Below are 25,630 nucleotides of genomic sequence, written 5' to 3'. Positions count from 1 at the left end.
CGAACGTGATGCAGGATCGTGGATGCGGCGCGGCTCGCTCCATTGATCCAAGTCAACGGTCGCGTGCATTATGCGAGATGCGAGCCGAGGCCATGCCGTTCGCAGCGCAACACGACAACATCAGGCCGTTCGTTGTGCGACGCTCCCCTGATCATCGCCGAGCAGGCTGTCGAGCGACCGCAGCCACTGGCCGCTGTCGGTCTTGTCTGCGAGCCCTTCTGCGCGGAGCAGGTCGCGGAGCTGCGCATGAGCGCCGACGATGCAGAAGGTCACCCTGCGTGACGCAAGTTCGTCGTAGAGATCATGCAACATGCGCGCACCGGCCAGATCGATATAGGGCGACGCCGAGAGGTCGCAGGCCACCAGCCGGATGCCGGGCGACCTCCGGAGCGCAGTCAGGACGGTTTCCAGGATCGTCTCGGCATTGATGTAGAGCAGCGACGCTTCGGGCCGGAAAGCAATGATCCCGACCAGAGGCTCGATGCCCTCATGCCTCGCGCTGTCCGAATAACGGCCGCTGCCGGGCAAGCGGCCGAGGAACGCAACATTCGGCTGCGAGGCCCGCGCCAGCAGCAAGAAGATCGAGGCAATCGACGCCAGCAGAACGCCCTGCAGGATGCCGAGCAACAAAACGGAGATCAGCGCAATCGCCGCCGCGTAGAAATCGATCCGGCTGACCCGCCACATCCGCAGCAGCGCCCGAACGTCGACCAGCCTGTAGACGGCGGCGATGACGATCGCCGCGAGCACCGCCTTCGGCAGGTTGGTCAGCAGCCCCGTGAAGAACAGCAGGCACAGCCCCAGCGCCACCGAGCAGATCATCAGCGCCAACGGCGTCCGCGCGCCGGCATTGTCGTTGACGGCCGATTGCGACAGGCCGCCGGCGACGGGATAGCCATGGCCGAAGGCAGCCGCGAGGTTCGCCGCGCCCAGTCCCAGGAACTCCTGACGGACATCGAGCGGGTAGCCGTGCTTGGCGGCAAAGCTGCGCGCCGCCGATACGCCTTCGATATAGGCCAGCAGCACGCAACCTGCCGCGAGCGGAAATAGATCATCGAACTGCAGCAGGCCAAACGTCGGGATTGCCAGCGCCGGCAGCCCTTCCGGTATCTTCCCGGTGACGGGCACACCGAGGGCTGGCAAGCCCAGGAGCGTTGCCAGAGCGATCGCGAGTGCCACGACGGTGATGCCAACCGGTTTTCCCGGCAAAAGCCGTTCGCCGAGCAGAAGCAACGGCAGCGCGACCGCGCCGATGCCGAGCACGAGCAGATCGATGCCGCCGAGCTGCCCGGACAGCTTGATGGCGCGATCGAAGAAATTGTTCCCGCCGCCGGCGATGCCGAGCAGGCTCGGTAGTTGGCTCATGATGATGGTGAGCCCTGCCCCGGCCTTGAAGCCGACCAGGATGCTGTCGCTGACGAGGCGGACCAGCACGCTCAGCTTGAACAGCCAGGCGATGAAGCACAACACCGCCACCGCAAAGGCCGTAAGACTTGCGATCTGCGCGTACCGCACCGCATCGCCTCCGGCGAGGGCACCGACGGTGCCGGCGATCATCAGGGAAATTGCCGAGGTCGGGCCGATCGCGAGCTGGCGCGACGCCCCAAACAGGGCATAGCCGATGCCTCCGAGCATGTAACCATAGACGCCGATCTGCGGCGGCAGGCCGGCAAGCGCGGCATAGGCGAGCGAGACCGGGATGGCGTAGGCGGCGAGCGTGATGCCGGCGATCGCGTCGGAGGGCAGCCATTCGCGTCGATAGGCCGCAAGCCATTCGGCCGGTGGAAAGAATCGCGTCCACGTCGGAGCTGATGGCCGGTTCATTGGCCGCCCTCCGAACGGGACGCTTCGCAGCGCAGCAACACGATCAACAGCGCGACGACCGGCAGACCCAACGCGAGATCGGGAATGTTCTTGGTGGCAAGAGCGCCGGCCGCGGCACCGAAGCCGAACACGGCACATAATGCTAAGAAGATGCCCGACCAGCGCAGCGTTCCGACCGGAGCGCCCCCTGACGCAACCGCGAAGATCGCCTCGATCGCCTGGCGCATATTGCCGGTGATCATCACCGTGCTGCAGGCGGTGCCCTCGACCCTGGTGAACGTCGCGGCCTGCATCGCCGCAACGAAGGAAATGCCCAGCGTGCCGGCGGCATCCGGCAGACGATTGTGCAGGATGCCGACCGCGATCAGGAGGATGATCTCGACCAGGGTGCTGATCACGCCGGCACGCTCGCCGGCGGCGCGGCGCAGCCATGCCGCGACCACGATGCCAGCGGCGAAAGCCAGGATCGGCGGCACGAAGTGCAGCGCCTCCGTCCAGTTGCCGGCGGTCGCATGGACCCAAAGGAAGATCAGATTGGCGGTCTGGGCATTCGCCAATACGCCGTGGATGATCCAGGTATAGGCGTCGATATAGCCGCCTGCGAAGGCGAGCAGCAATACGGTCCCGACCGTCTCCTCGCGGCGGATCGCGCCGGTTGCGACGTCCAAGGTACTCATGTCGGCAATATGCGCTGTCGCAAACATTCCATCGCGTCATGGCGCCGCCACGTCGTCGCGAAGGCTTGATCTGGATCAAGCAACATCCCGCCGCCGCCAATCAAATCGCGCCAAAGCGCCGGGGAAACGCCATGGAAACCGTCAGGTGGATCATCGCCACCGCACCGGAAATATTCCTGCTGCTGGCGATCGCGATCGGCACCATCCTCGGCCGCATCAAAATCCGCGGCTTCTCGATCGGAACCACCGCCTGCATCCTGATCGTCGCCGTGCTGATCGGACAACTCGGGAGTTTCACGTTCCCGCCGATCCTCAGGGCGATCCTGTTCAGCCTGTTCGTGTTCACCATCGGCTACCGTTCTGGACCGGAATTTTTCGCCTCGCTGAGCGTGCGGACCTTGGCACAGGTCGTGCTGGCGCTGGTGATCGGAGCCACGGGGCTCGTCCTGGTTCTCATCTTCGCTCGTGTCTTCACATTGGATACGGGGACAGCGGCGGGGCTGACCGCCGGGGCGCTGACGCAATCCTCGGTGATCGGCACCGCATCCGGCGCGCTGGCGCAGCTCGGACTGCCGAGCGACGTGCTGAAGCAGCAGGAAGCCAACATCGCGGCGGGCTATGCCGTGACCTACGTGCTCGGCTACATCCTGACGCTCCTGTTCGTGCCATTCGTCGCGCCACGGCTGATGCGGATCGAGCTGAAGGCGGAGGCGAAAAAGCTGGAGGCGGAGCTCGCCGGCGGTGCACCGCCGAAGACGGAAAACCTGTCCTATCGCAAATTCCAGGCTCGGGCCTATCGCGTGTCGGCCGGCGCAGGTCGCACCGTCGGCGCGATCGAGGCGGAGATCGGCAGCCGCACGGTCGTGGAGCGGATCGTGCGCGGCGGGGCCGACATCAAGCCGCAGCAGGACATCGTGCTCGAGGCCGGCGACGACGTCGTCATTGCCGGTCCGACCGCCGCGATCGTCGCGGCCAAGCCGATCCTCGGGGCCGAGATCGACGCGGGAGAGCTGCTGCGCAACCTGCCGGGCAATGTGATCGAGGTGCTCGTTGAGAACCGGCAGTTGCACGGCCGCTCGCTGCGCGAGATCGTTGACAGGCTCGGTGCCGATGCACGCGGCGTATTCCTGCGTGCGCTCACGCGCATGGGACGGGAAGTGCCTCTCGGTCCCGATACCCGGATTTATCTCGGCGACGTCATGACGCTGGTCGGCAGCACCAGCAATATCGCGCGGGCAACGGCGCAAGTGGGACACGCCCTGAATACCAGCGACCGCACGGACATCGCCTATCTTGCCGCCGGCATCGCAGTGGGTCTTCTGGCCGGTCTTGCCAGCTTCAAGGTCGGCACTGTCGCATTGGCGCTGGGTGGCGGCGGCGGCGCGCTGATCGCCGGGCTCGTCTGCGGCTGGTTGCGGACGCGCCGGCCCGGCATCGGCGCAATGCCGCCGGCCGCGCAGCAGACCCTGAGCGACATCGGCCTCGGCGGCTTCATCGCGGCGATCGGACTCGGCAACGGCCTTGCCGCCTGGTCGGCGATCCAGGCCCACGGTCTGTTGCTGGTCGGCATGGGCATCGTCGTCACGCTGGTTCCGATGACGGTCGGAACCCTGGTTGCCTATTATCTGCTGCGCATGAACCCGGTCGTGACCTGCGGTGCGCTCGCCGGCGCCATGACGGTCGATGCCGCCGTCACCGGCGCCTGCGACGTTGCCGAGAGCCAGACGCCGGTGCTCGGCGTCGCCGTCCCCTACGCGGTCGGCAATGTCGTCCTCACGGTGCTCGGCCCGATCGTCGTGGCCGCAACCTACGCAGGTTGAGGGAGGCTCGGATGCGACGCGCACCTGCCTTGCTCCATTCTCTCGCAATGGCCTTCCTCGCCCTCGTCATGGCCGCATCGCCCACGCGCGCCGGGGACGAGGTCCGCATCCAGGAGGAAATCTGGGCGCTGCCCCTGCCGCTGCCGATGTTCGCCTATCTGGTGCGCCCGGTCGGCGACGGCCCGTTCCCGCTGGTGATCATGAACCATGGTGTCTCGCTCGACGCGACCCAGCGAAGCTTCTTCCCGCTGGTCGAATTTCGCGATGCCGCCAAATGGTTTGCGAGGCGCGGCTATCTTGTGGTGGCGCCGGTGGGCAGCGGCTATGGCGCGCAGGCGATCGACATCCCCGAACGCGGGGTGTTCGGCCCGTTCTTCTCGAAGGTCGGCAAATGCACCAATCCGAACTTCCATGATGCCGGCCTTGCGGTGGCCCAGGTCAATCTGTGGATCATCGACTATATGGCCGCCGAGAAGCGCATTATTCCCAGAGACGTGATCGTGGTCGGGCAGTCCGCCGGCGGCTGGGCTTCGATCGCCCTGTCGAGCATGAACCCGCCGCAGGTGAAGGCCATCATCGTCTTTGCCGGGGGCCGCGGTGGACGCGTCGACGGCAAGCCGAACAACAATTGCGCGCCCGACCGCCTGGTCGAGGCCACCGCCGATTTCGGCCGCACATCGCGCGTGCCGATGCTGTGGATCTACGTCGGGAACGACACGTTTTTCGGTCCCGACCTGTCCAAGCGCATGCACGATGCCTTCCTCGCCGCCGGCGGCCGGGCCGAATATCACCTGATGCCGCCGTTCGGCAACGAAGGACATTTCTTCATCGGTTCGCCGGACGCGGTTCCGCTCTGGTCGCCCCTGGTCGCCAAGTTTCTCGATGCGCAGAACTGAGGCCGGATCTCGGAGGTGCAGCGATGGCCCGTGCTGTTGATTGTCTATCTGCCGTCCTGATGGTTGCAACGGTCGGCACCGCCACGATCTCGAGTGTCGCGTCGCCCAAGGCGGCGCAATCCGAAAAGCCCCCCGAGGTCGCAACACGCGGCCAGCGCGAAGCCAACGACATCAGCTATGGCAGCTGGCAAAAATTGTGCTTCAAGGCCGGCGGGGCGCCCACCCTCTGCCGGACCTCGATCACCGGCCGATTTGCAACCGGGCAAACGGCCGTGCGCATCGATCTGATCGAGCGGGAGGACGCGCCCGCAGCCCGCCTGCAACTTTTCGTACCGGTCGGGATGTACCTGCAACAACCACCGAAATTGGCCGTCGACCATGGTGCCGCGTTCCGCATTCCCTACAGCTGGTGTCTCACCAATCTGTGCATCGCGGCCGACGTCGTGGCGCCGACGATCATCGAGGAGATGGAAAAAGGTCAGACGCTTCTGCTCGAACTCGTCGATTCCAATCTTCTTGCCCTGACGACCTCGATTCCGCTCGCGCAATTTGCATCCGCCCATAAGGGGGCGCCGACCAGGACGCTCGAACAATATGTCGACGAATGACGGCCGGGGTAGAGCTACAGGACGCGGGCGCGCTGGACGGACTCGATCAAGGACTGCGCCGCAAAGGGCTTGATGAGATAGGCGATGCAGCCTGAGGCAATCGCCGCGGCGCGGTTTGCCGGGCTGTCATTGCCGGTGACATAGATCACCGGCGCTGCGATGCCCTTCTCGGCCAGGTTTCGTCGCACCTCGATGCCGGACTTTGCACCGAGATCGATGTCGAGGATGATGCAGATCGCGGTGTGGAATCCGCCATGATCGAGCAAGGCGCTCCCCGTGTCGAACAGCGTCGTGGCGAAGCCGTGTCCTCGCAGAAGCCTGTCCATGCTGGTACGCATGGCCAGATCGTCATCAACGACAAAGACGGACTCGTGCAGGGGCAAGGCGATGTGCCTTTCCGGAAGACGACGTTGGGATATTGGATACGATCGCTCCGCATTTTGACGCGGTTATATTATTGCACACAGCTCGTCGCGCCCTGTCAACACGCCCCAGCATTGTCCTTTGGGACAGGCAGATCGAGGGAACCCCACGCCGTTCCGAAGCCGTCAGTGTTCGTCCGGATCGAGCATTCCGAGACGCTCCGCGATCGAAACGAGCTCCGCCAGCGAGCGAACCTGCATCTTCTCCATCACTTGATGGCGGTGCGCCTTCACCGTGCGCTCGGTGGTCCCCAGCTCATGCGCGATCTGCTTGTTGATCCGGCCGCGCACGATCAGGTCAAACACCTGCCGCTCGCGCTGCGTCAGCGCGGCGAGATGACGACGAAGCAAATCGAGCCTGCTGGCCTGGGCACGCGCCGTCCGCTGACTGGCCAGCGCCCGCTCGATGGCATCGAGCAGTTGCTCGGACGACACCGGTTTGGTCAGGAAGTCTTCCGCACCGGCCTTGATCGCACGTACGGTCGTTGGCGTGTCGGCATGACCAGTCAGGAAAATAATGGGCAACGTAGAACCGGCCGCCGCCAGCCGGGCCTGCAGGTCGGGACCACTCAGGCCCGGAATCCGCACGTCGAGCAGGATGCATCCCGCCTGCTCGTTGTCCGGCGCCGAGTCCAGGAGTTCCAGCGCTGAGGCATAGGTCGCGACCTCGTATCCCGCGAGCTTCAGCCGGCGCCCGATCGCAGTCCGAAAGGACTCGTCGTCATCAACAACGTGAACAAGGCCTGGCAACTCTACCTCTCGTCAAAAATCAATCAGGACGCTCGAGGTCCTTCTCATTCCTCAAAGCGATCTTCACGTTTGAAGGTCGAAATATCTGCTTCGCAATATGTCGCATCTTCCTGTGGCTGGGCTTCTCATCCAGCGCAGCAATCGCCAGTGCTGTCCCATGGTACAATGAACCTTGGGACAATGGATAAGAATACTTCCTTGGCCGAAAATCAACTTCGGCGGGAGTGGGATTGCGCGGCCGCATTTCCGGCAAAGTATTTCGTCTGACAGACCAATTCGGCGGAAAAGCTGAGGAGTTGGCCTATGTTCGTTCGCATCACGACGGATTCCACGCCGCGTCCCAATACTCTCCGCGACCTCGGCATGGCAAGTCATTCAAATGCGCTGGTCAATTTAAGCGAATTCTCCTACCGAAAAGGCTCCGAGATCTACGGCGAGAAGGAGCCGGCCGAGTATGTCTACCAGGTCCAGTCCGGCGCGGTGCGAAGCTACAAGCTGCTGTCGGACGGCCGCAGGCAGATCGGCGCATTTCACCTCGTCGGCGACATTTTCGGGCTCGAGAACGGCAGCGAGCATCGGTTCACGACCGAAGCCATCGTCGACACCACGGTACGGCTGATCAGACGCCAGAGCCTGGAAACCGTGGCCGACAGCGATGCCATGGTGGCCAGAAACCTGCTCAGCATGACCACGAACAACCTCCAGCATGCGGAAGACCACATGCTGCTTCTCGGCCGCAAGACCTCCCTGGAGCGCGTCGCCGCGTTCCTGCTCGAAATGGACAAGCGTCTGACGGCGGCCGGCGTCATGGCGCTTCCGATGTCGCGACGCGATATCGCCGACTATCTCGGCCTGACGCTGGAGACCGTCTCGCGGGCTTTGTCGCGGCTGCATGAGCTCGGCGTGCTCGGCTTCATCGGCAACACCCAACGCCAGATCGTGCTGCTCGACCGGCACCAGCTCGCAAGCCTCGATCTGCAGTCCTGAGCCGGCGAAATGCCGGTTCACGATCCGCAAGGTCGCAACTGACCGAGGCGACGGCATCAGGTGCGTGGCAGGTCCGCACCGGGTTTTTCCGTGAGCCCGAGATGTTCGAGCGTCTTGAGCAGGACTTCGAACAGAATGGCGGCGGACCAGCCGAACAGAAGAACACCGTTCATGGCAGTCAGCGGGCCGATCAGCCGCCATTCGCGCACCGGCGTGATGTCGCCGTAGCCGAGCGTGGTGTAGTTGACGAACGCAAAGTAGAGAATGTCCGCGTCGGCGGCGGCGGCGCGGACGACATGATAGGTCGCCGCCCATGTCAGAATTTCGAGCATGTGGGCGATCTTCAACACGACCGCGATCGCGATCATGACGCCCATGAGGTGCAATCTCGGCCGCCTGGTATGGCGCGGGACGGCACTGCGGGCGACGGTCACGGCGACCACCGTCACGAGCGCGTGGATCCCGATATTGAACACGCTGACGAGCGTGCCGACAAGGAACTGGAGCATCATCGGGGTGAACCCAACCTCATTTCAACCTAGGTCAACCGTGCCTCGATGGCATCCTTTGCGACAACGGTTTCCTGATCGACCCGCGCTGACGCAGCGCGGTCGATTCCTGTCCATGCGGTCGCGAGCTCCCAGGCCACCGACAGGATGATCGGCCCAATGAACAGTCCGATGATCCCATGCGCGAGCGTACCACCGATGACCCCGATCAGGATGACGAACGTCGGCGTCGTCAGGCCGCGCCCCATGAGGAGCGGCTTCAGCACGTTGTCGAGCAGACCGACGACGACCAGATAGACCGTCAACAGGAGCGCGACGGTCACGTCCTTGTCCATCCATATCCAGACCAGCACGGGGAGAAGAACGGGGGCGGCACCGATCTGGACGATAGATAGCAAGAGCACGACCACCGCGAGCAGTCCCGCACTTGGGATTTCTGCGAGCTTGAAGCCGATGCCCGCCAGCAAGGCTTGAAGGATGGCGACGCCGATGATGCCCTGTGCGACGGCGCGTATGGTGGCGCCGGCGAGCTCGAGAAAGTGCTCGCTCTGGCCGGGCACGACGCGCAACAGGAAGCCGCGGAGCGCGGCGACGAGCTGCGCGCCGTGCGGAAGCAGAAAGCCCGCGACGATCACCGACAGCAGGAATTGGAGCATGCCAATTCCGGTGTCACCGGCAAACGACAGCATCATTCCAGCGAGCGGCTTCAAGTACGGCGCGACCTCGCGCAACGCCGCACGGATGTTCGTGTAGGCCTCGTTCCAGATCGCGTAGAGCTGAGGACCGATCAACGGCCAGCTCCTGATCTGCTCCGGTGCGGCCTGGAGCGCGAGATCGCCACTGCCGATCTGGCCCGCAAGGTCCCGGATCCCTTCGACTGCACTGAGGCCGAGCCAGGCGGCAGGACCGATGACGATGCCCAGCGTGATCAGGGTGAGAACGGCTGAGGCTGTCCGGGGACGGCCGCCGAGGCGTTGGGCGAGCCAGGCGAAGATGGGATGAAATGCCACCGCCAGCACGGCGCTCCAGCTCAGGATCGGCACGAACGGCCGGATCACGAGGAAGGTCCAGAAGATCAGCAGCCCGAGCAAGCCCAGCCGGATCAGGAGCTGGACAACGTCCTCCGCGGACAGAAGCTGGCGAAGCGTCTTCAAGGCTCGTTGCCTCCAGGCCGACAGACGGCTGCTGAGCAGCTAACGGGGCGGCCCACCGCGGAGCTTGATCCAGATCAAGCTAGGCCTAGCGCGATCGGCGACAGACGCGCAGCCAATTGCATTTCGGCGCAGATTGCGCGGTTCTTCGCGGCTTAGAGCACGCCGGCGACGCGCAGTGCCTGCTCCAGCGCCTGCAACTCACCGCGTGTAGCCGCCGGCTGCGGCGGCCGTGCAGCGTCACATGACAGGCGTCCAAGCAGCTTCAGACTGGCCTTGAGCCGCACGGTTGCCCGTCCTCCCGGCGGATCGCGATAGATGGCGACCGCCAGCGGATAGAGCTTCTCGTGCGCGGCGCGCGCCCGCGCCCAATCACCGGCTTCCGCAGCACTCCAAAGGCCCACCACGAGCTCCGGCACGACGCAGGCGAGGCTCACCTGGCTGCCGGCCGAGCCGACAATGTAGCTTGTCAGCAAATGTTCGTCGCCCGAGCCGAGCACGACGAAGTCGGGTCGCTGCTTGCGGAGCAGCCTGAGATTCTGTTCGTAGGCCGCAACCTCCCAGCTGCCTTCTTTCACCGCGACGAAGCGCGCATCGGCGACAAGCCGCGTCAGCAGCGGCGGCGCGTAGGCCATGGCGCCCGCGCCGACGGGCGCGGCGTAGAGCATCAAGGGCATTGTCGTGGCATCGCGGATACGGCGGTGATGCTCGATCACGCAATCATCGGCATGGCCGAGCGCCCAGCTGTTGGGGGGAAACACCAGCACCCCGTCCGCACCGGCCTGCTCCAGCGCAGCCGCCTCACGCGCCGCCTCCAGGCTCGATTCGTGATTGACCCCGGAGACGATCAGGCAGTCCTTCGGCGCATGCTGACGCGCCAGCTCCACCACGCGCCGCTTCTCGGCCAGCGACAGCACGAAGTTTTCGCCGGCGTGGCCGTTGACGAGGAGCCCATTGATCCCAGGCGTAGACGCCACCGAGGTGAGATGGCTTGCGAGCTGCGCCTCGTCGACCTCGAAATCGGGCGTCATCGGCACGATGGTGGCGGCGTGAATGCCGCGCAGGCGATCGCTGAATGTCCGCATCTTTGCCGATTAATGGATGATCTGGTCGAGGAACGTCCGCGCCCGTTCCGACTTCGGATGCTTGAAGAACTCCTCCGGCGCAGCCTGCTCGACCACCTTGCCCTCGTTCATGAACACGATGCGGTCGGCGACCTCGCGGGCAAAGCCCATCTCATGGGTCACGCACAACATGGTCATGCCCTCCTCCGCGAGCTTCTTCATGGTCTCCAGCACTTCCTTGACCATCTCGGGGTCGAGCGCGGAGGTCGGCTCGTCGAACAGCATGATCTTGGGGCGCATGCACAATGCGCGTGCGATGGCGACGCGCTGCTGCTGACCACCGGAGAGTTGCCCTGGAAATTTCTCCGCCTGGTCCGGGATCCGGACTTTTGTCAGGAAATGCATGGCGAGATCCTTGGCCTCGGCCTCGCTCATGCCGTTCGCGGTCATCGGCGCCAAGGTACAGTTCTCCAGCACCGTCATGTGCGGGAACAGATTAAAGCTCTGGAACACCATGCCGGTGTCCCGCCTGACCGCATCGATGTTCTTGCGCTGATGATCGAGCTCGACGCCGTTGACGTAGATCAGCCCTTCATCGTGCTTCTCGATGTGGTTGATGCAACGAATGAGCGTCGATTTGCCCGAGCCGGAGGGACCGCAGACCACGATCCTCTCGCCCTTGGCGACCTTGAGATCGACCTCGTTCAACGCGGTGAAGTCGCCATAGTGTTTGTAGACCGCTTCCATGCGGACCGCAGGCACCTCACGGAGCGGCGGCTGCACTGCTGCACCTTCGGCCTTAGCCATCGAAGTCTGGCTCATGCCCGGGCCTCCACGCTCGCCTGCGCAACCGGCGCGCTCGCTGCGATCCGCCTGGTTTTCGCGGCACTCGATCGACCAAAATGCTTCTCGAGCCGGCGCTGCACCGCATCCCAGACCGAGGTGAGGATCAGGTAATACGCCGTTGCCGCCGCATAGACTTCGAGGATCTGAAAGTGCTCCTGCATCAGCATGTCGCTGCGGCGCATCAGCTCCTCGACCGAGATCACGGAGGCGAGCGAGGTCGCCTTCAACAGCGAGTTGATGGAGTTGCCGAGCGGCGGGATCATCAGCCGGAACGCCTGCGGCAGGGTCACGCGGCGGAACGTGACCCAGGGCGACAGGCTGAGCGCCCAGGCGGCCTCGCGCTGCCCCGCCGACACCGCCATGAAACCGCTGCGCACGATCTCGGCAAGATAGGCGGCCTCGTTGAGGATCAGGCCGACGAGCGCGCAGGTGATCACGCTGAACTTGATGCCGAGCTGCGGCAGGCCGCTGTAGATCACCACGAGCTGGATCAGGAGCGGCGTGCCGCGGAAGAACCAGATGTAGAAGCGCGCGGCACCCGCGAGCACGGGGTTGGACGACATGCGCAGCAACGCGATGCCCATGCCGAGGATCAATCCGCCGACGACCGCCGCCACCGTCAAGCCGATGGTGACGAGCACTCCCTTCATCAGGAAGTAGTTGAAGAAGTAGCTGACGGCGGCCGTCGGACTGAAATGGCTCATCGGCTCGTCTCCGTAGGTATCAGGCCGGACCGGGGCCGGCGATCGCGAGCGGCTGATCGGCCGGCATGGCGGTCAGGCCGAACTTGTCGAACAGCGCCTGATAGAAGCCGTCGGCGCGCATCGCGTTGAGCGCCTTGACGACGGTATCGGCGACCGTCTTGTTGCGGAAACCAAGCGTGGTCCTGGCCGTGCCGAGCCCGCTCAGGACTTCCTTCACGCGACCACGGCCGACGAGATCGCGTGCCACGCTGTCGACCAGCAGCGCATTGTCGACCTGGCCCGCAAGCAGCGCGCTGACGACGTTGGTCGCAGTCGGGAACGTCCGCATCTCGACGGCCGCTCCGCCTTTCGCCACGCTGGCATCGCTGAGCTTCTTGAGCCAGTTCATCTGGTAGCTGCTGACCTCGACAGCGGATGATTTTCCGATCAGATCGTTTTCGGTAGCAATTTTTATGCCGCTGTCGGGGGCGACCACGACCGAGATCGCCTGAATGGCATACGGCACCATGTACATCAGCTTCGAGCGTTCCTCGGTCCAGAACATGCCGGTATTGACGCCGTCGATACGCGCTGCGCCCAGGGCAGGAATCATGGCCGGAAAATCCATCCGGACGAGTTCGACGGGAAGACACAACCGCTTGCCGAGCTCGGCGGCGAGCTCGACGTTGAGACCTTGCAGCTGACCGTCCTTGTCGACGAATTGCTGCGGGGGGTTGGTCGGGTTGATGGAGAGCTGCAATTTGCCCGGCGCGATCAGATTGTCGTCGGTGATCGCGGGCGTGCAGGCGGCATGCACCGCCGTGGATGCGAGAACGAGTGCGGCAGCCGCACCCAAGCGAAACAATGTCGAGACCATGGATACCTCCAGTAAGACGCCAATGACCGATACAGTTCCTCGCCCGGGATTCCCCTCGACGCTTGTTGGATGCGGCCGGCCGGATCTCGCGACACGGCAGGCAGCATCGTCCTTGATCCGCTCAAGCCGGTCCCGACATCGGCCTGAGCTGAATGCGCATGAAATTCTTCACCAGGGCTTCGAACGGACCAAAGCCCTTTACCTTCAGGAATTCCGGCGTCTCGAACGCCCACCTGCCCGCGACCTCGTACATGGCGGCATATTTCGGCCCGTCGCCCACCGAGACGAAGCGCTTGGCCGAGAGCCAGCCGGGACAAGCGAGCAGATCAGGAAAATGCTTCTGCTCGTACCAGGCGTTGAACGCGGCCTCGTGCTCGGGATCGATGTCGACCCGCACGATATGGATGAAGGCTTCGTCCGGCATCGGCTCGTTCCTCACGCTAAGTGCGGATGTCGCCGGCCGCGCGCGCCGCGCCGACCGTCGTTGCAATGGCATCGCAGAGCGCGGGCAGAACCGGCAGCAGCGGCGGCCGTGGATCGGCGTTGCGGATCAGGCCGAGCGCCTTCAGCCCGACCTTCATGCGGGTGTGCATGTCCATGATCGGCGCGGGTCCGTAGATGGCGCGGACGATCGGATAGAGCCGCTCGTTGACGGCGCGCATCGCCTTGAGGTCGTCGGCGAGCGAGGCCTGCCAGAGTGCTGCGAACAGATGCGGCGCGAGGCTGACGAGGCCGGAGAGAATGCCGTCGCCGCCGACGGCGAGCTGCGGCAGGAACCAGTTGAAGTTCGATGGCAGCATCGCGACCGAGGGATCGGCCTGCTTCACCGCCCGCCGGTTCTCGTCATAAGCCAGCATGGTATCGCTGCCTTCCTTGACGGCGATGACGCTCTCGAGCGCGGCGATCTTCGCCAACGTCTCCGGCGAATAGCCGAAGCCGGACGCCAGCGGGTACTGGAAGATCGACACCGGAATTCCGATCGCGGAGCTGACCGCCTGCACGAAGGCCAGCGGCGCGCGGGAGGTCGCCGATGCGCCGCCGCCGAGCGGCGCGGGCGGGAACAGCACGGCGCAATCGGCGCCGGCCGCTTCCGCGAGTTGGGCCTGGTGGATCGCTTCCGCCGTCGAATGCGCGATGATGCCTGAAAGCAGCGGCTTGGCGCCGATCTGCCGGCGCGTCCGCTCGATCACGGCCTGACGCTCGTCATCCGAGAGCGATCCGCCCTCGCCGGCATGGCCGTTGACGAACACCGCCGCGACTCCGTCCGGGCAGGCGCAATAGTCCAGCACGCGGGAATAGCCGTCCCAATCGATCGAGCTGTCGTCCCTGAAGGGCAGCACGGTCGCGACCGTGACGCCGCGCAGATCCGGTTTCTTCCCCGCGTTGCTCATGACGGTTTCCGCCGCGGAAATTTCAGGCTCGCGCGCGCCTTCAGCACTTCGAGGCCGCCCTCATTGCGTGCGCTCGCCTCCCAGATGATCGTGCGGGTCTCGTCATGCTGCTCGGCGATCCAAACGTCGAAGGTGAGCGTGTCGCCGTAGAACACGGGACCGGTAAACCAGAACCGGTCTTCCACCGACACGCCGATGGTGCCGACCAGCTCGGAGGTGAGAATGCTGGTGCAGAGGCCCGCAACCATGATCCCAGGCGCCAACCTGCGGCCGAAGCGCGTCGCACCGGCATAGACCTCGTCGACATGGACGGGGCCGAAATCGCCGGTCGCGGCGATGTAGAGCGCGCCATCGGCTTCGGTGATGGTCTTGCTCAGGCTGACCCTGTCATTCACCTTGAGATCGTCGAAGGATTTTGGCTCGTACATGGCTCAGCCCTTCGCGAAGGGAACCAGCGTTGCAGTGCCGTCCACCACGGTCGCGCCGGAGGGCGACAGCGTGCAGGTGACGCGGCAGACCGCATCATCGCCAGCGACCGAAACGATCTCGGCCCTGGCCTCGACGGAATCGCCGACGATCACGGGCGCAGCGAAATTCAGCGCGATGCTGCCGATCCGCCGCGTCGGCCCGCCGAGCTGGCTGAGGCACGTCGTGGCGAGACCGCCGACGGCGAGCTCGAAGGCGACCATGTTCGACGCCCCGGCTTTCCTGGCGCGGACGGCATCAACATAGAGACCGCCGAGATTACCGCTGATGCCGGTGAACATCGCCTGCTCGGCCACCGTCATGGTTTTGCGGAAGGCGAAGGCGGCGCCGGGCTTGAGAGGTGCGTGAGACATCGATCGCTTCCCTAGAGCTGCAAGCCGTTCTTGATGGTGCTGCGCGCAACCAGCATGCGATGGATCTCGGAGGTGCCGTCATAGATTCGGGTGACGCGGGCGTCGCGATACATCCGCTCCAGCGGCAGGTCCTTGCTGAAGCCCATGCCGCCGAACACCTGGATGGCGCGGTCGACGACGCGGCCCTGCATCTCCGACGCCGCGACCTTGATCATCGAGACCTTGTCGCGCGCATCCTTGCCCTGATCGATGTCCCAGGCGGCGTTCATCACCATCATCTTGACGCCGAAAATCTCGGTGGCGGAATCGGCGATCAGCTTCTGCACCATCTGGAAATCGCCGATCAGCTGGCCGAACTGGCGCCGCTCGCCGGCGTGCCTGCGCATCATCTCCAGCGCGCGCTGCGCCATCCCGACGGCGCGCGCGCCGATATGGGCAAGCCGGATCTGGAGCACGCTCTGCATGATCAGCTTGAAACCGCCGCCGACCTCGCCGAGCACGGCCGCCTTCGGGATGCGGCAATCCTCGAAGCTCAGCTCGGCATGGCCATAGCCGCGATGGCCCATCATCGGCTGGGTGCGCGCGACCTTGAAGCCGGCCGTAGCTCGGTCGACCAGGAACAGCGTGATGCCACCGCGGGCCCGCTTGTCCTTGTCGGTCAGCGCCATCAGGATGATGTAGTCGGCGATGTCGCCGTCGCTGATGAAGTGTTTGGTGCCGTTGAGCACCCATTCGTCGCCATCGAGATGCGCCGTGGTGCTGATCGACGCCGCATCGGAACCGGCGCCCGGCTCGGTGATCGCCATGGCGCAGATCTTGTCGCCTTTTACCGTCGGCAGCAGATAGCGCTCGACCTGATTGCCCTTGCAGGCCATCAGCATCGGATAGACCTGGCCGAACACGCGGCGGATCAGCGCATCTGAGGTCTTGCCGAATTCTTCCTCGACCAGGCAATGCTCCACGCAAGTTAGCCCGCCGCCGCCGACGTCCGCCGGCATGTTCATGGCGTAGAGGCCGAGCTTTTGTGCCTTGGCCTTGGTGACCGCCAGCGCCTCGGACGGCACGGTGGCCGTCTGCTCCACGACGTCTTCGAGCGGCTGCACCTCCGTCTCGACGAAGCGGCGGACGGTATCGACCAGGAGACGCGTCTCCTCGGGGATTGAAAAATCGATCATCGCGCCACTCCGACGGCCTTACCGGCGATCATCGCGTCGATCTCCGTAGCGGCGTAGCCGATCTCGCCGAGCACCTCGCGCGTCTGCGCACCCAATCGCTGCGGCACCAACCGCACCTCGGGCGTCCGGCCATCATAGCGTGCGGGATGCGCGACCAGGCGGATCGGCGCGCCTCCCGCACTCTCCGCGCTCTTGAACACGCCGAGATGGTTGAGCTGGGGATCGGATTCGAGGTCGCGATAGTCTTGTACCGGTGCATGCCAGATCCGCGCGGCTTCGAGCGAAGGCAGCCAGTCGGCCGTCGATTTCTGTCTCAGCCTGGTAGCAACGATCCGCGTGATCTCCTCGCGCCTCGAGAAACTGTCAGTGTCCCCGAACCGCTTCAGCTCTTCGCTTTCCAGCGCGACCGCAAGCGCGCCGGGCGTAGCCATGGAGATCGCCATATGACCATCCGCCGTGGCGTGAACGCCGTAAGGTCCGGGGCTGAACCAAGCCGCAATACCTGCCGGACCGCGTGACGTCGGCGATGGCGCGCCGTTCAGCCACGCCGTCAGCGGCTCGACCTGGAGATCGAGCGCGGCCTGATAGAGGTTGACCTCGACGAGTTGCCCCTTGCCGGTCTTCGTCCGGGCGAACAGGGCCGCAAGGATGCTCATGGCGTACAGCGAGGCGGCATGCTGATCGACGATGACGGCGCCAACCGCCGTCGGCTCGCCGTCCGCGCGCCCCGTCCGCATCGCAAGGCCCGACATCGCCTGAAGCAGCAGGTCCTGCCCCGGGCGATCCTTGTACGGCCCCTCCGATCCGAAGCCGGTCGCCACCGCATAGATCAGGCCTGGGTTGATCGCCTTCAGCGTGTCGTAGCCGAGGCCGAGCTTGGCCATGGTGCCCGGACGAAAATTCTCCATCACGACATCTGACGTCGCGACCAGCCTCTTCACCGCGGCGATGCCGTCGGGGTGCTTGAGATCGACGGCGAGGCTGCGCTTGTTGCGGCCGGTCGCCAGATGATTGACGCTGTCGCCTGCGACGAAGTAGTTGGCGACCGCCCAGTTGCGCTGAAACGCACCCTCGATCGGCTCGACCGCGATGACGTCGGCGCCGAGATCGGCGAGCGTCTGCGCGGCCAGCGGGCCCGCGAGATAGTGGTTGAAGCTGAGGATCTTGACGCCGTCGAGCAGGTTCATCCGTTCACCTCAGTTTAGGCAGCCGCAACCGGCGCGCCGCGCCAGACGAGATCGAACGTCTTGACCAGGGCACGCGCAGCCGCATCCTGCGCAGCCGGCAGCGGCAGGCGCGGCGGACGCGGGTGACCGGCTGCAAAGCCCATATGACCGAGCAGCGCCTTGGTACCGGCGACATAGGCCTGGCCGCCGACGAATTCGATCACCGGCAGGTATTTCAGATAAAGCTCGCGCGCTTCCTTGATCGCGCCGTGGTCGGCGACGAGACTGAAGATACGGGCCATCTCCGCCGGGACCACGTTGGAGGCTACGGCCACCCAGCCCTGCGCGCCCTCGACAAAGGACTCGAAGCCGAGGATGCCGCCGAACACGGTCATCCTGTCGCCGCAGAGGCGGATGATGTCGCGCACCCGCGTCACCTCCAGCGTGGACTCCTTGATGTAGAGACAATTGTCGATCTCGGCGATCCGCGCCACGAGTGGCGGCTTGAGATCGACATTGGCCGTCGCCGGATTGTTGTAGACCATGATCGGCAACGCGATTGCGTCGGCAACCGTCTTGTAATGATGGACGAGCTCGTCGTCGGTCGGCGTCGAATAGAACGGCGGGATGATCATCACGCCGTCGGCGCCCAGTTTTTCAGCACGGCGGCTGAGACGCACCACCTCACGCGTGTCCTCTGCACCGGTGCCGATCAGCACGGGGACGCGCCCCGCGGCCTGGCGAATGACGACTTCCGCAACGAGCGCCTTCTCGTCATCGTCCATGGACAGGAACTCGCCGGTCGAGCCGAGCGGGATCAGCCCGTGAACGCCCTGCGCGATCTGCCAATCGACGAAGGCGCGCAACGCCGCGACATCGACTTCGCCCGCCGCCGTGAACGGGGTGATCATGACGGTGTAGGTGCCGCGGAACGTCTTCATCAAGGTGCCACCTGGCGCGCGGGTGAATTCAGACGACGGGCGCCCCCTGCGGAATATCCGCAATGTTCATGCAATCGTTTGCATAAATGGCTCTGCATTGGGCAACACCATCCATTTTTTGAGCTTGATCCGCGCAGAATAAGCTCATAGCGTTTCTGCAATCGTTTGCAGTCTATCGGCAGGTTTGATGAGCGTCACGCTCAAAGATGTGGCACAAGCGGCCCGCGTTTCAGTCAGCACTGCTTCCCGGGCGCTGACGGGAACCGGCCTGACCAGCGAACGTACGCAGCAGCGCCTGTTGCGCATCGCGCGCGAGCTCGGCTATCGGCCGAACCCGATCGCGCGCGGATTGAAGACCGGCCAGTCGCGGCTCGTGGCTCTTCTCGTCCACAATCTCACCAACGCCTCGTTCCAGGTGATGGCCGAAGTGGTGCAGGCGCGCCTGAAGGCGCTGGGTTACCAGATGCTTCTGTGCATCGGCGGCGACGATCCGCAAGCCGAGAGCGACACCCTCACCACGCTGGTCGATCATCGCATCGACGGCTTGATCGTGGTGCCCACAGGCAAGAACGGTGCGCAGCTCGAGACGCTCTCGAAGGACGTGCCCATCGTCTGCCTGGTGCGGCGCGACGACGCGACCGATCTCGAGACCGTGCTCGCAGACGATCCGCAAGGCGCTTATCTGGGCACGCGTCATTTGATCGAGCTCGGGCACAAGCGCATCGGGCTGATCGTCGGCCGTCAGGACACCACGTCCGGCCGCGAACGCTTGTCCGGCTATGTCCGCGCCCTGCGCGAGGCCGGCATCGCCAGGGACGACACACTGATCCATGCCGGCCACTACGTGCCGGAGACCGGCGCGACCTGCGCGCGCAAGCTGCTCGACCTCCCCCGCCCGCCGAGCGCGATCTTCGTCGCCAATCACGAGGCGACGCTCGGCGTGTTGCGCGTCACCGCGGAACGGAACATCGCCATTCCCGGTGATCTGTCGTTGCTCTGCTACGAGGACATGCCGTGGTTCGAATGGCATCGCCCGGCGATCAGCATCGTCGACAACGGCGCGCGCGATCTTGCCAATCTCGCCGTCGACCGGCTGCTGCATCGCATGGACGCCAGGGGAAATAGCAAGGGCAATGGCAGTGATGGCGTCCGCGAATATCGCGTCGGCGCGCGGCTGATCCAGCGCGACTCCTGCCGCCAGATCGGCACTCCGGCCCCAGCGAAATCCGGCAGGTCCCAACCGTCTTCATCCAAATCGTCTGCGGCCAAGTCCGCGAAGGTCTGATCGATGCCCTATGTTGAAGTGCTCGCCCCGCAAGCTCCAGCCCAGCGCAAGGCCGCACTGGCGCGGTCCGTGACAGACGGCCTGATGTCGGCGTTCGGTGTCACGGCTGATACGGTCACGCTCTATTTCCTGAACATTGCGCCGGATGACTACGCCCATGCCGGCAGGTTTGGCGCGGAGGCCACCGGCCAGCGCATCCTGCTCAAGGTCCACGCCTTCCGCCGCAGCGAGGCCGAGCGGCGCGCCGCCGCCATCGCGCTGACCCGCGCCGTATGCAGCGCCTACGGCGTGCCGGGCGACGACGTCGCGGTCTACTTCTGCGACCGCGACCGCAGCGAGGTCTCCCACGATTCCAAGCTGGCCAGCGACTGACGGGAGCACGCCATGGACCGCTTCTACAGCCAAGACCAGAAAGCCCTGCGCGAGACCGCCCGCCGCTTCGCAGAGGCAGAAATCCTGCCGCGCGCCGCGGCGATCGATCGCGAGGACCGCTTCGACCGCGCGCTCTACAAGGGCATGGCCGACCTCGGCCTGTTCGGCATCTGCCTGCGCGAAGGCGCCGGCGGCGCCGGTCTCGATGCGGTGGCGGCCTGCATCGCAATGGAGGAGCTGGCGCGCTGCTCCGGCGCGGTCGCCAACGCCTTCGCGATCCCGGTCGAGGCCGTGCTGTTCTTCGATCATCACGGCACCGAGGCACACAAGGCGCTGATCCCAAGAATTCTGAGCGGCGACATCATTCCCGCGACCGCCGTCTCCGAGCCCGATCACGGCTCCGATGTCGCTGGCATCCGCACCAATGCGGTGCGCGAAGGCAATGGCTGGCGGCTCAACGGCACCAAGGCCTGGGTGACGCTAGGCGGCGTCGCCGACCGCATCATGGTGTTCGCGCGCACCGGCGCAGATGCGGGCCATCGCGCCATCTCCTGTCTTCTCGTCGACGGCGCCCTGCCCGGCATCGCGCGCGGCAAGAACGAGGAGCTGCTCGGCATGCACGGCCTCGACGACTGCCAGATCACCTTCTCCGACGTGCGCCTGCCCTCCGACAGCGTGATGGGCCCGGAGAACCAGGCCTTCAAGATGGCCATGAGCAATTTCAACTTCAGCCGGCTGATGATGGCCTCCATGGCGCTCGGCATGGCGCAGGCCGCGCTCGAGGACGCCACCGCCTATGCCAAGGACCGCAAGCAGTTCGGCCAGGCCATCATCGGCTACCAGGCGGTGCAGTTCATGCTCGCGGACATGTCGACCGACATCGCGGCTGCGCGCCTGCTGATCCACCACGCCGCACGCTTGCACGATGCCGGCCAACCGATCGCCAAGGAAGCGGCCCAGGCAAAGCTGTTCACGACCGACATGGCGATGAAGCACGTCTCCAACGCGCTGCAGATCCACGGCGGCAACGGCTATTCGCGCGCGTATCGGATCGAGCGCATCTTCCGCGACGTCCGCCTCGCCCAGATCTACGAGGGCACCAATCAGATCCAGCGGCTGATCATCGCCCGCCAGGTCGAGAAGGAGGCCGCGTGAGGGCATGCTGAGCATCATCACAGCGGCAGAAGCCGCCGGCCTCATTCGCGACTCTGACACGCTGATCGTCGGCGGCAATGGCGGCACCGGCGCTGCCGAAGCCATCCTCGACGCGCTGGAAAGGCGTTTCCTCGGTGGACAAGGCCCGCATGATCTGACGCTGATCAACATCACCGGCGTCGGCGCCGTGACCGAGAAGGGCCTCTGCCATCTCGCCCATGAGGGCCTGATCGCGCGCGTCATCGGCGGCAATTTCGGGCTGCAGGTGCCATTCATGCGCCTCGTCCGCGACGAGCTGATCGACGCCTACAATTTTCCGCAAGGCGTCATGAGCCAGCTCTGCCGCGCCATGGCCGCGAAGCATCCGGGCGTGCTCACCCATGTCGGCCTCAACACCTACATGGACCCGCGCCAGGACGGCGGGCGCATGAACAAGCGCACCACCGCGCCGCTGGTCGACCTGCTCGAGCTGCACGGCCAGCCCTGGCTGCTCTACCGCGTCCCCGCTCCCCCCGACGTCGCCATCATCCGCGGCACCTCGGCCGATGAGGACGGCTATATCAGCATGGAGCACGAGGGCACGACGCGCGAGGATCTGTCGATCGCGCAGGCCGTGCACAATGCCGGCGGCACCGTGATCTGCCAGGTCAAGCGCATCGTGAAGCGCGGCTCGATCCATCCGCAGATGGTGAAGATCCCGGGCTTCCTGATCGACCATGTCGTCATCGAGCCCGACCAGATGCAGACCTACGGCACCGTCCATGACCCCGCGCGCTGCGGCGAGACGCGAGTTCCAGAGGCGATGATCACGCCCGATCCGCTCACCGAGCGCCGGGTGATCGCCCGCCGCGCCGCCTTCGAACTGCGCCCGCGCGACGTCGTCAACCTTGGCGTCGGCATCTCCGCGATGATCCCCAATGTCGCGGCCGAGGAAGGCATCTCCGACCTGATCACGCTGACGGTAGAATCCGGTGTGGTCGGCGGCGTGCCGGGTCATGCCCGCGAATTCGGCACGGCCATCAATCCGCGCGTCATTCTCGACCAGGCCTACCAATTCGACTTCTACGACGGCGGCGGCCTCTCCTGCGCCTTCCTCTCCTTCGCCGAGGTCGACGTAACAGGCAACGTCAACGTCACCCGCTTCGGCGAGCGCCGCGACGGCTCCGGCGGTTTCATCGACATCACCCAGAACGCCAAGCGGCTGATCTTCAGCGGCACCATGACGGGCGGCAAGTTCGACATCGGCGTCGAGAACGGCCGCCTCGCGATCCGGCGGGACGGCGCCTTCCGCAAGTTCGTGCCTGAGGTCGGCCAGATCAGCTTCAGCGCCACGCTTGCGGCTCAGCGCGGCCAGCACGTCAGCTACGTCACCGAGCGCGCCGTGTTCGAGCTGGAGAACGGACACGTGACCCTCACCGAGATCGCGCCTGGCGTGCGGCTGGAGGAGGACATCCTGGCCCATATGGGCTTTCGCCCACGCATCAGCCCGCAACTGAAAGACATGGACCCGCGCATCTTCCGCTCCGGGCCAATGGGCATCGCGCAGAGTTTCAAGGCGCTGCCGGCACGACCACGGAAGGTTGCCTGAGGGATCAGCATGGACACGAGCGCCCCGATCAATCTCCGCTACGAAGATATTGCGCTCGGCGCGGAGTTCGAGACCGCCGTGCATACCGTGACCGAAGCCGATATCGCGTCCTTCGCCGACGTCACGCGCGATCATCATCCGCTCCATGTCGACGGCGCCTATGCGCGCTCCCGCGGCTTTCCCGCGGTGATCGGCCATGGCCTGTACGGCCTGTCCCTGATGGAAGGGCTGAAGTCGGAGCTGAAGCTCTATGAGGAGACCTCGGTCGCCTCGCTCGGCTGGGACGAGGTCAAATTCAAGGGCCCCATCGTCGCCGGCGATAGCTTGCGGGTGCGCTTCCGCTTCGTCGAGAAGCGGCCGACCAAAAACCCCGCGCGCGGCATCGTCGTCGAGACGCTCGACCTCCTCAACCAGCGCGACGAGGTGGTGACCGCGGCGCGCCACATCTCGCTGATCCTGACCCGGCAAGCCGGTGCTGCGGCGGCCACATGACGAGACAATGAAGAAGACCTTGGGCCGGAGAACGGCTCCTCTGCCACCCACGATTTGATCGGAGTATTCAGATGCGATTTGCAAAAACCTTCTCCGCCCTCATCCTTCTGACCGGCCTGACGCAGGCCGCCGGTGCCCAGACCTGCACGCCAAAAGTGCCGGCCTCGAGCCTGATCGAGGCGCCGAAATGGCAGATGTCGATCAACCCGACGCTGCCGCCTCAGCAATTCGTCGACGACAAGGGCGAGCTTCAGGGCCTCAACGTCGAGCTCGCCCGCGAGATCGCCAAGCGCATCTGCGTCGAGCCGGTGTTCCTGCGTATGGACTTCCCGCCGATGATCCCGGCGCTGCGCTCTGGCCGGTTCGATGCGATCAACACCGGCCTGTTCTGGACCGAGGAGCGCTCGAAGATGCTTTACCTCGTGCCTTATGCCCAGCAGGCGATCAGCATCTACACCGATCCCTCCTCCAGCCTGAAGCTGGAGAAGTTCGAGGACCTCGCCGGCCGCGTGGTCGGTGTGGAATCGGCGACCTACACCGAGCGCAAGGCGCGCGAGTTCAGCACGGCGATGGAAGCCAAGGGCCTCAAGCCGGTCGAGCTGCGCACCTTCACCACCGTCACCGCCACCTCCGCGGCGCTGCGCGCCGGGCAGCTCGAGGCCGCGCTCAACATCAACGAGACCGCGAATTCACTGGAGCAAAAGGGCATCGCCAAGATCTGGGTCCGCGACATCGCGGGCACGGACATCACCTTCGCCTTTCGTGACAAGCTGCTGGCCCAGGCCGTTGCCGAGGCACTGACGGCGATCCGCACTGATGGCACCTATGACAAGCTGTTCGACAAGTTCGGCATGACCAAGCTGAAGGCGACCACGTTTGCGATCCGTGGGGATGGGCCGACGAATTGACAGGCAAGCACAGCCTTGATCTCCCGGCCCACGCACCACGCACACGCAACCGTCTGATCAACTGATTGATAAGGTCAAACCCGCGCGCCGTCTTGGGCGCTATGGAGAAGCGATAGCACTGATATTCCAAGGCATTCTCATATCTTAACAAGGGACTAGAGCGGGACCAAGTGCACACGTGTGCACTCCAACCGGGATGCGCGTTCAGACCGCAGCGCCGGGCACCGCCGCTCGGCGGCCAGTAGCACAGAACTTGCATAAATTCTGGGCGACATGGACACCGCATGAACCTCATCAGCCTCGACATCCGCATGCTCCGGTCGCTGATCTCGGTGGTCGAGACCGGCAGCATCACCGAGACCGCGCGCCGGCTGGGCCGTACCCAGCCGGCGATCACGCTGCAATTGCAGCGATTGGAGGAGCTGACCGGCAAGCAATTGTTCGAGCATGGCGGTCGCAGGCTGACGCTGACCGACGACGGCACCACCGTTCTCACCTACGCCAAGTCCATCCTGCGGTTGCATGACGAGCTGATCTCGCAACTGGCTTCGCAGGAGATCGAGGGCCAGGTCGTGCTCGGCACGCCCGACCTCTATGCGGCGTTCATGCTGCCGTCGATCCTCAGCGTGTTCCGAAAATCCTTTCCGCGCGTGCAGGTCGAGCTCAATTGCGCGCTATCGACGCCGCTGGTCGGCCTCGTCAAGCGCGGCGATGTCGACATCGCGCTCGTCACCCGCATGAATGATTTCACCGGCGGCCAGGTGGTGCGGCGCGAGCAATTGGTGTGGATGACCGGCGAGCAGTCCGCCGCGCATCAGGAGCGTCCGATTCCGCTGGCGCTCCTGCCACCCGGCAACATCTATCGCGACTACGCCATCGACACGCTGGAGCGGGCGAATTTGCGCTGGCGCATCGCCTGCGTCAGCGAAAGCGTCGGCGGCCTTCAGGCTGCGGCCTTCGCCGGCATGGCCGTCACCGTGCTCGGCCGCAGCGCGCTGGTGCCGGCGATGCGCGAGATCGGGCCGAACGAAGGCCTGCCCCCGCTGCCAAAGATCGAGCTCTTGCTCTACAAGTCGAGCGGCGCGACCTCGAAAGCAGCGACCGCGCTGCACGATTATCTTGCGCATTATCTGCGGCTCGATGAAGAGCTGAGCGGCCGCGGCGCGCCGATCGAGCTGTCCTAGAGCATGATCCGGAAAAGTGC

The 25,630-nt window shown here is 64.9% G+C and carries 28 protein-coding genes; 11 read left to right on the top strand and 17 right to left on the bottom strand.

Translation table 11 applies throughout. The features are described from left to right. Positions 1-120: 120 nt before the first annotated feature. Positions 121-1,824, bottom strand: a complete 1,704-nt coding sequence (locus tag N2604_RS17995; protein ID WP_260375947.1) for a SulP family inorganic anion transporter — start codon at positions 1,822-1,824, stop codon at positions 121-123. Further along, positions 1,821-2,501, bottom strand: a complete 681-nt coding sequence (locus N2604_RS17990; protein WP_260375946.1) for a YoaK family protein — start codon at positions 2,499-2,501, stop codon at positions 1,821-1,823. The genes N2604_RS17995 and N2604_RS17990 overlap by 4 nt, the downstream gene beginning before the upstream one ends. A 131-nt stretch (positions 2,502-2,632) precedes the next feature. Between N2604_RS17990 and N2604_RS17985 the strand changes: the two genes are divergently transcribed. Genes N2604_RS17985 through N2604_RS17975 form a run of 3 tightly spaced genes read left to right on the top strand, consistent with a single transcriptional unit; the run spans position 2,633 to position 5,825 of the window. Continuing rightward, the gene (locus N2604_RS17985) at positions 2,633-4,321 is read left to right on the top strand and encodes an aspartate:alanine exchanger family transporter (RefSeq protein WP_260375945.1); all 1,689 of its coding nucleotides are present in this window, start codon (positions 2,633-2,635) and stop codon (positions 4,319-4,321) included. 11 nt (positions 4,322-4,332) lie between these two features. Beyond that, positions 4,333-5,217 carry a S9 family peptidase gene (locus tag N2604_RS17980; RefSeq protein ID WP_260375944.1) on the top strand — a complete coding sequence of 295 codons (885 nt, stop codon included), beginning with the start codon at positions 4,333-4,335 and terminating at the stop codon, positions 5,215-5,217. Between the two features lie 23 nt (positions 5,218-5,240). Continuing rightward, positions 5,241-5,825, top strand: coding sequence for an invasion associated locus B family protein (locus N2604_RS17975; protein ID WP_260375943.1), 585 nt, complete (start codon positions 5,241-5,243; stop codon positions 5,823-5,825). Positions 5,826-5,839: 14 nt separating this feature from the next. Here N2604_RS17975 and N2604_RS17970 read toward each other — a convergent pair whose 3' ends face one another. Further along, positions 5,840-6,163, bottom strand: a complete 324-nt coding sequence (locus N2604_RS17970; protein ID WP_260375942.1) for a response regulator — start codon at positions 6,161-6,163, stop codon at positions 5,840-5,842. Between the two features lie 210 nt (positions 6,164-6,373). Continuing rightward, positions 6,374-6,997 carry a response regulator transcription factor gene (locus N2604_RS17965; RefSeq protein WP_260375941.1) on the bottom strand — a complete coding sequence of 208 codons (624 nt, stop codon included), beginning with the start codon at positions 6,995-6,997 and terminating at the stop codon, positions 6,374-6,376. A 303-nt stretch (positions 6,998-7,300) separates the two neighbouring features. On the opposite strand from N2604_RS17965, the gene N2604_RS17960 reads away from it, so the two are divergent. Further along, the gene (locus N2604_RS17960; RefSeq protein WP_260375940.1) at positions 7,301-7,984 is read left to right on the top strand and encodes a helix-turn-helix domain-containing protein; all 684 of its coding nucleotides are present in this window, start codon (positions 7,301-7,303) and stop codon (positions 7,982-7,984) included. 56 nt (positions 7,985-8,040) lie between these two features. Here the strand turns inward: N2604_RS17960 and N2604_RS17955 are convergent, their stop codons facing one another. The 13 genes from N2604_RS17955 to dapA all read right to left on the bottom strand — a co-directional run bounded on the left by N2604_RS17955 (position 8,041) and on the right by dapA (position 18,629). Beyond that, positions 8,041-8,496 (bottom strand): potassium channel family protein, encoded by a 456-nt coding sequence (locus tag N2604_RS17955; protein ID WP_260375939.1) that lies wholly within the window; start codon positions 8,494-8,496, stop codon positions 8,041-8,043. Positions 8,497-8,522: 26 nt separating this feature from the next. Beyond that, a complete protein-coding gene (locus N2604_RS17950) occupies positions 8,523-9,647 on the bottom strand; it encodes an AI-2E family transporter (RefSeq protein ID WP_260375938.1) in 1,125 nt (374 codons plus the stop codon). 152 nt (positions 9,648-9,799) lie between these two features. Further along, on the bottom strand, positions 9,800-10,729 hold the full coding sequence (locus N2604_RS17945; protein ID WP_260375937.1) for a dihydrodipicolinate synthase family protein: 930 nt from the start codon (positions 10,727-10,729) through the stop codon (positions 9,800-9,802). 9 nt (positions 10,730-10,738) lie between these two features. Beyond that, entirely contained in the window at positions 10,739-11,530 is a 792-nt protein-coding gene (locus N2604_RS17940; protein ID WP_311740009.1) for an amino acid ABC transporter ATP-binding protein, read from the bottom strand. Further along, entirely contained in the window at positions 11,527-12,258 is a 732-nt protein-coding gene (locus N2604_RS17935) for an amino acid ABC transporter permease (RefSeq protein ID WP_260375936.1), read from the bottom strand. Before N2604_RS17935 ends, N2604_RS17940 begins: the two co-directional genes overlap by 4 nt. 19 nt (positions 12,259-12,277) lie before the next feature. Then, positions 12,278-13,114 carry an ABC transporter substrate-binding protein gene (locus N2604_RS17930; protein WP_260375935.1) on the bottom strand — a complete coding sequence of 279 codons (837 nt, stop codon included), beginning with the start codon at positions 13,112-13,114 and terminating at the stop codon, positions 12,278-12,280. 121 nt (positions 13,115-13,235) lie between these two features. Continuing rightward, complete coding sequence (locus N2604_RS17925; RefSeq protein ID WP_172784532.1) at positions 13,236-13,538, bottom strand: DUF4286 family protein; 303 nt, start codon at positions 13,536-13,538, stop codon at positions 13,236-13,238. 16 nt (positions 13,539-13,554) lie between these two features. Continuing rightward, complete coding sequence (locus N2604_RS17920; protein ID WP_260375934.1) at positions 13,555-14,505, bottom strand: dihydrodipicolinate synthase family protein; 951 nt, start codon at positions 14,503-14,505, stop codon at positions 13,555-13,557. Next, positions 14,502-14,933, bottom strand: coding sequence for a MaoC/PaaZ C-terminal domain-containing protein (locus N2604_RS17915; protein WP_011086090.1), 432 nt, complete (start codon positions 14,931-14,933; stop codon positions 14,502-14,504). The genes N2604_RS17920 and N2604_RS17915 overlap by 4 nt, the downstream gene beginning before the upstream one ends. 3 nt (positions 14,934-14,936) lie before the next feature. After that, entirely contained in the window at positions 14,937-15,344 is a 408-nt protein-coding gene (locus tag N2604_RS17910) for a MaoC/PaaZ C-terminal domain-containing protein (protein WP_260375933.1), read from the bottom strand. An 11-nt stretch (positions 15,345-15,355) separates the two neighbouring features. After that, a complete protein-coding gene (locus tag N2604_RS17905; protein WP_260375932.1) occupies positions 15,356-16,519 on the bottom strand; it encodes an acyl-CoA dehydrogenase family protein in 1,164 nt (387 codons plus the stop codon). Next, positions 16,516-17,706, bottom strand: coding sequence for a CaiB/BaiF CoA-transferase family protein (locus tag N2604_RS17900; RefSeq protein ID WP_260375931.1), 1,191 nt, complete (start codon positions 17,704-17,706; stop codon positions 16,516-16,518). Before N2604_RS17900 ends, N2604_RS17905 begins: the two co-directional genes overlap by 4 nt. Before the next feature lie 14 nt (positions 17,707-17,720). Beyond that, positions 17,721-18,629 carry a 4-hydroxy-tetrahydrodipicolinate synthase gene (gene dapA, locus N2604_RS17895; protein WP_260375930.1) on the bottom strand — a complete coding sequence of 303 codons (909 nt, stop codon included), beginning with the start codon at positions 18,627-18,629 and terminating at the stop codon, positions 17,721-17,723. Positions 18,630-18,813: 184 nt separating this feature from the next. Between dapA and N2604_RS17890 the strand changes: the two genes are divergently transcribed. From N2604_RS17890 to N2604_RS17860, 7 genes are all read left to right on the top strand, one after another. Further along, complete coding sequence (locus N2604_RS17890) at positions 18,814-19,911, top strand: LacI family DNA-binding transcriptional regulator (protein WP_260375929.1); 1,098 nt, start codon at positions 18,814-18,816, stop codon at positions 19,909-19,911. Between the two features lie 3 nt (positions 19,912-19,914). After that, positions 19,915-20,283, top strand: coding sequence for a tautomerase family protein (locus N2604_RS17885; RefSeq protein ID WP_197946833.1), 369 nt, complete (start codon positions 19,915-19,917; stop codon positions 20,281-20,283). 12 nt (positions 20,284-20,295) lie between these two features. After that, complete coding sequence (locus N2604_RS17880) at positions 20,296-21,438, top strand: acyl-CoA dehydrogenase family protein (protein WP_260375928.1); 1,143 nt, start codon at positions 20,296-20,298, stop codon at positions 21,436-21,438. 4 nt (positions 21,439-21,442) lie between these two features. After that, positions 21,443-23,026, top strand: coding sequence for an acyl CoA:acetate/3-ketoacid CoA transferase (locus tag N2604_RS17875; protein ID WP_260375927.1), 1,584 nt, complete (start codon positions 21,443-21,445; stop codon positions 23,024-23,026). Positions 23,027-23,035: 9 nt separating this feature from the next. After that, entirely contained in the window at positions 23,036-23,518 is a 483-nt protein-coding gene (locus N2604_RS17870; protein ID WP_260375926.1) for a MaoC family dehydratase, read from the top strand. 71 nt (positions 23,519-23,589) lie between these two features. Beyond that, on the top strand, positions 23,590-24,426 hold the full coding sequence (locus N2604_RS17865) for an ABC transporter substrate-binding protein (protein ID WP_260375925.1): 837 nt from the start codon (positions 23,590-23,592) through the stop codon (positions 24,424-24,426). A gap of 284 nt (positions 24,427-24,710) precedes the next feature. Continuing rightward, a complete protein-coding gene (locus tag N2604_RS17860; protein WP_025035437.1) occupies positions 24,711-25,610 on the top strand; it encodes a LysR substrate-binding domain-containing protein in 900 nt (299 codons plus the stop codon). The last annotated feature ends 20 nt before the right edge of the window (positions 25,611-25,630 follow it).

This window comes from Bradyrhizobium sp. CB1015 (assembly GCF_025200925.1).
Taxonomy (GTDB): Bacteria; Pseudomonadota; Alphaproteobacteria; order Rhizobiales; family Xanthobacteraceae; genus Bradyrhizobium.
Note: the sequence above shows the minus strand (reverse complement) of the source record. Positions and strands in the feature narration are given on the sequence as shown.